Source organism: Streptosporangium sp. NPDC002524, from assembly GCF_040295985.1.
Classification (GTDB): domain Bacteria; phylum Actinomycetota; class Actinomycetes; order Streptosporangiales; family Streptosporangiaceae; genus Streptosporangium.
This window is the reverse complement of sequence record NZ_JBEOWK010000088.1, coordinates 1-1066: the sequence shown is the minus strand read 5'-3', so window position 1 is coordinate 1066 and position 1066 is coordinate 1. Positions and strand designations below refer to the sequence as shown.

Annotated in this window: 1 protein-coding gene and 1 pseudogene; one reads left to right on the top strand and one right to left on the bottom strand. The window is 29.6% G+C overall.

Going from position 1 to position 1066, the window contains the following annotated elements; genetic code table 11:
- Positions 1-72 (top strand): annotated as a pseudogene (locus ABT053_RS43400) (IS6 family transposase); the annotation flags it as partial.
- A gap of 218 nt (positions 73-290) precedes the next feature.
- Here the strand turns inward: ABT053_RS43400 and ABT053_RS43395 are convergent.
- Complete coding sequence (locus ABT053_RS43395; protein ID WP_350978048.1) at positions 291-662, bottom strand: plasmid mobilization protein; 372 nt, start codon at positions 660-662, stop codon at positions 291-293.
- Positions 663-1066 lie beyond the last annotated feature (404 nt).

The window sequence follows — 1066 nt, the reverse complement described above, 5'->3', positions numbered from 1 at the left end:
CGAAAAGAAGGCACTCTCTTCGGCTTTTCGGTGTCTACTGAAATCAAGGTATTAATGGGAATAACAGCCTAAATCATAGATACCGTAAGGGATTTTATTCTTTATTTAAAACTTTGCAACAGAACCCTTGTATGTAATTGACTAAAACGTACAATTTTAGCTTTTAAATATGACCCTTATTTATGACCTGCTCTAATCTCACTATTCATCAGCATTCAAAAAACAGCTCACAACTGTTGAAGAATGAACTGTTCCGTTCGATTGTTTTGGCATATAACTCACTGTCATTTTTACTCCCTCTCCGAAATAAAATGAACAACTTTTTGAATTTTATTTTCCAAGTTTTCTAATTGCTTTTGATAATCAGACATCAATTCTTTTGTCTGATTATTTTTATTTTCGTTTAAATGTTTAGCAATTTGATTGATATTATTTCCGATACGTTTTAGTTCAGATTTTGTCGCAGAAATTTCAGAAATAATATTTTTATATTCTGAAAAATCAATAGAAAAAATCTCTTTATTGCAACAGGCTCGTCTAGCAAAAATAGAAAAATTAGTGATACCAGTTTTTCTCATCATCAATTTAATTCTTTCGTTCTCTTTTTCATTTACGAAGAATTTTTTCTGTATACTTCTCTCACGATTTTCGATTATTTTCATCTTGTCAACCTTTCAAAATACTGTCAACTATAAAAGCTTAAAATAGGGGGTTAGTGTCTTTAGTGAACTTCGTACTTGGGTACCCAAGTACAGTAAAAAGTATTCATCTTTCACTCACAAAATCTAAAATTTCCAATTTTATTTTTGTTCGTTTCAGACGAATCTTTTTATTTTTGGTGGTGTCCCCCAATCCCCCTTTTTGAAAAAAATTAGAGCTTAATTTCAAATTCTTTTAAGACATCTTCGTATAAATCTTTGACTTCAAAACACAAATTTTTAACTTCATCTTCGGTCAAAGTTTGAACATATTTTTTTGCGTTAATGTAATTATGAACTTATCACTCCATTCAAGAAGTTCAACTCTCTTGCTTTGAATACATCGAACAATTTTATAACAATTATAA

Bases quoted from the DNA above. Each gene is read 5' to 3' on its own strand.
- ABT053_RS43395 (WP_350978048.1), bottom strand. From the start codon at position 662: ATGAAAATAATCGAAAATCGTGAGAGAAGTATACAGAAAAAATTCTTC.